Here is a 3,336-nt window from a genome sequence, read left to right on the forward strand (position 1 = left end):
CTCTTGACGCCATCAGCCTGGAGCTCATGAAAGAGTTTCTTGAGGTTATTCCTCGCCTCGCGGTAGATCCTGGTGTAATCCTGAAGCATGGTGTAAGTGAGGCGCGTTTTCTCGGCAAAACCTTTTGGGGTGAGGTAATACGCGTAGCGCCGGGGAGGGATCGCCTTGACCGTAATATAACCCTTCGCCACAAGGTTCTTGATGTAAGAATTGACGAGACCGAGGGCTATGCCGAGACGGCCGCTGAGGTCTCTCTGAGTGAGAGAGTCATCGTTCGACAGCTCGTTCAGGATCTGCAAAGCACGCTGCTGTTCCGACTCCTGCAATGGTTCATTGTTCATTGTCTGAACATACCATCTGGTACTCCCATTAGTCAAGTTCGTTTCATGAACGCGGGCGGGGATGAAGCGTCAGACCCCTTTTCTTATTTCCAGATGATCGGAACTTTGTACTGACTGATGAGAGGATCGGAAGTCATGACAGGCAATCTTTCCAATCGCGACTGCGAAACGATCATTCGGTCAAAAGGATCTCTGTGGAGGCGGGGCAGATGAAAGACATGGAGGGCATGGCTCGCGAGAATGGGCAGACCCCGGATCGCATTTTCGGCCATCTGGTCTGATATGAAGACGTCTGGTTTATCAGGGAGGGTCAATCTCTTCAGTTGATATTTTATCGAGATCTCCCAGCAACTGGCAGCGCTGAGGAATAATTCGTTCTCGCCGTCAGCGATTATTCTGCGCACCTGCCCCAGAAGACGGGGGTCATCGGTCAGCCACCAGAGAAACACGTGGGTGTCCAGTATGGCCTTCATTTCTCGAATTCGGTCAGAAGATCTTCCGGCAGCGACTCGAAGAAGCCCTTCTTCACGATGACCCGGCCCTTCGCACTCCCCGGTTTTCGTTCACCAATTTTTTCCGAAAGAGGAACTATCCTCGCAACCGGTTTCCCGGCCTTCGCGATAACGATTTCCTCTCCACTTTCGACGCGCTTCAGGAGACGGGAGAAGTTGGTCTTCGCGTCATGTATGTTCACCGTTGCCATTGCATCATCTCCTCCTGATAGTATGGACTAAGGCATGGACTAAGTCAAATAAATTCCCTCATCTGACCCACGCCAAGGGAACAGAATAGCTCAAATTTCCGGTCATGCCTATGGCACGAACAGACTACCATCCTCGTGCAAAAGCGATCTTTGCTCGAAAAGCGGCGAGAGAAGATTCTGCTGCTTAGTTGCCTGAATACTGGCCGGCGCTGCGAGCCGCGCTCCGAAGTCTTCTGACGGCGCTGCTCTGAACGGGAGTAGGAGATGATGCCGCAGCCTGTCCAGCCGGCTGAACTCCCGCGGCAGGTGCAGCGGCAGGTGCAGCGCCGGGTGCGGGCGCAGCCCCGGGCCTAGCGCCCCCGGGAGGCGGAGGTGCTGCTATCGCGACGGTCTCTCTCACTTTCGGGGCGCTGAGGGATACCGATATCGTCTCATCTCCCCTGACCATCACGACCTTATCGGCCTCTATCTGCTGAAGGCTAAAACCGCTCAGAGCCTCGCCTTTCTTGATGGCAGCCTGCCTCTTTCCCCTTCCGGGCGTGTTCATGGGCGCCTTCTTGTCTTCCAGGTAAGCGAGGCTCATCTCGTCAGTGATCAATGTTCCGTAGAGCACGAACTCCGGCGTCGGCAAGGCAGGGGCGGCAGCCTTTTCGACGGGAATCTTTCTTTCGGGATGAAACAGGTTCTGTTCGCCTATTATCGTGTAGTCGGCAGGCGATACCGGCTGGTTCTGGCTGACTTCGGCCTTCTTCTCTTCGGCAGCCTTCTTTGCCGTCGGGGCTGTGAATTTGATATTTGCGCGGGGATGTAAAAGGGTAGAGTACGCGAGAACGATTGCCGTAACCACCAGGGCTACGTTCAGCACGGTAATGCTTCTGAAGAGGTAATTCAGGTATCGCATCTCTATCTCATCAATCATTTTTATTCTAACACGCGGCCCCGGATTGTTTCATGGGAGAAGGAAGATATGGCCCGTTCTCCTTCTTTACAATCCTTCCGGGGTGGGATAAACTGGAAAAAAAGGAGAGCTTCTTTGCGCGAGACATGTACCGGACCGACAGAGATACTGAGATTCAGCACCGAGACTCTTTGAGTATCCTCATCAGGAAGCCCTTTTTTCATCTCCTTCTCATCGCGGTCGTCGGCCTCGCGGCGTATTCGAATTGCTTCAGCGTCCCTTTTGTCTTCGATGACGACTTCAATATCGTGCATAATCCCGTCATAAGGGTCCTCGACCATTTCTTCACTTCCCTTAAAGGCTATGATTTCAATCCTCGCAGATACATCGGCTACCTCTCGTTCGCGCTGAACTACCGCATCGGAGGGCTTGATGTGGCGGGATATCACGGCGTGAACGTCGCCATCCATATCGGGAACGCGATGCTCCTCTATCTTCTCGTCCTTCTCACGTTCAGGACGCCTTACTTCGCTCATTCTTCCCTTGAGGATGGGTGCTGCCAACCCAAGGATAGCGGATCGGCCGGCCCCGATGCTTTCCCTGTGCCTGTCTTTATCGCCTTCTTTGCCTCCCTTCTCTTCGCGGCTCATCCGGTCCAGACGCAGGCAGTGACCTATATAGTCCAGAGATTCACCTCCCTTGCGACGCTCTTCTATCTCCTTTCGTTGGTCTTCTATATAAAAGGCAGGCTAAAATCGCAGGGTGCAAAGAGCCCTCTCCTCTTCTATTGCCTCTCCCTGGTCCTTGCTCTCTGTGCCATGAAGACGAAGGAGATGGCCTGGACTCTTCCCGTCATCATTATTCTCTATGAGGTTCTTTTCTTCGAGAGTCCGCTGAGGAGGCGGCTGCTCTATCTCCTCCCTGTTCTCCTGACCCTCCTGATAATTCCCGTCAGCATAGTCAACACGGATAAATCCCTCGGAGAGGTCCTGTCCGACTTGAGCGAGAAGACGAGGGTCCAATCGGAGATTTCGAGGGAGGACTATTTCATGACCGAGATGAGGGTGATCGTCACCTACATAAGGCTGATATTCTTTCCGGTGAACCAGAACCTCGACTACGATTATCCGGTCTCTTATTCCTTTTTCACGCCCCCCGTATTTTTCTCATTTCTCCTCCTGGCGGCGATCTTCGGTGCTGCGGTATATCTTCTCTACAGGTCGCGGAAAGCGGAGGGCAAGGCATACTACCGCCTCATCGCTTTCGGAATCCTCTGGTTTTTCACGGGGCTGTCGATAGAATCGAGCGTCATCCCGATAGCGGACGTTATCTTCGAACACAGGCTCTACCTTCCCGCGGTAGGCGCCTTCATCGCGATAGCAACATCTCTCGTT

At 53.4% G+C, this 3,336-nt stretch carries 5 protein-coding genes; 1 reads left to right on the forward strand and 4 read right to left on the reverse strand.

Features of this window, described 5'->3' with window-relative positions; all coding sequences use genetic code 11:
• The 4 genes from VEI96_06820 to VEI96_06835 form a co-directional block, all read right to left on the reverse strand.
• A partial coding sequence (locus VEI96_06820; GenBank protein HXX57696.1) for a winged helix-turn-helix transcriptional regulator occupies window positions 1–341 on the reverse strand: 341 nt, incomplete at its 3' end.
• Between the two features lie 83 nt (window positions 342–424).
• Window positions 425–814, reverse strand: coding sequence for a type II toxin-antitoxin system VapC family toxin (locus VEI96_06825; protein ID HXX57697.1), 390 nt, complete (start codon window positions 812–814; stop codon window positions 425–427).
• On the reverse strand, window positions 811–1,044 hold the full coding sequence (locus VEI96_06830; GenBank protein ID HXX57698.1) for a type II toxin-antitoxin system Phd/YefM family antitoxin: 234 nt from the start codon (window positions 1,042–1,044) through the stop codon (window positions 811–813). Before VEI96_06830 ends, VEI96_06825 begins: the two co-directional genes overlap by 4 nt.
• A 184-nt stretch (window positions 1,045–1,228) precedes the next feature.
• Window positions 1,229–1,945, reverse strand: coding sequence for a hypothetical protein (locus VEI96_06835; GenBank protein ID HXX57699.1), 717 nt, complete (start codon window positions 1,943–1,945; stop codon window positions 1,229–1,231).
• Between the two features lie 50 nt (window positions 1,946–1,995).
• On the opposite strand from VEI96_06835, the gene VEI96_06840 reads away from it, so the two are divergent.
• The coding region (locus VEI96_06840) for a hypothetical protein (protein ID HXX57700.1) at window positions 1,996–3,336 on the forward strand (1,341 nt) is incomplete at its 3' end.

This window comes from Thermodesulfovibrionales bacterium, assembly GCA_035622735.1.
In the GTDB taxonomy this organism is placed as follows: Bacteria; Nitrospirota; Thermodesulfovibrionia; order Thermodesulfovibrionales; family UBA9159; genus DASPUT01.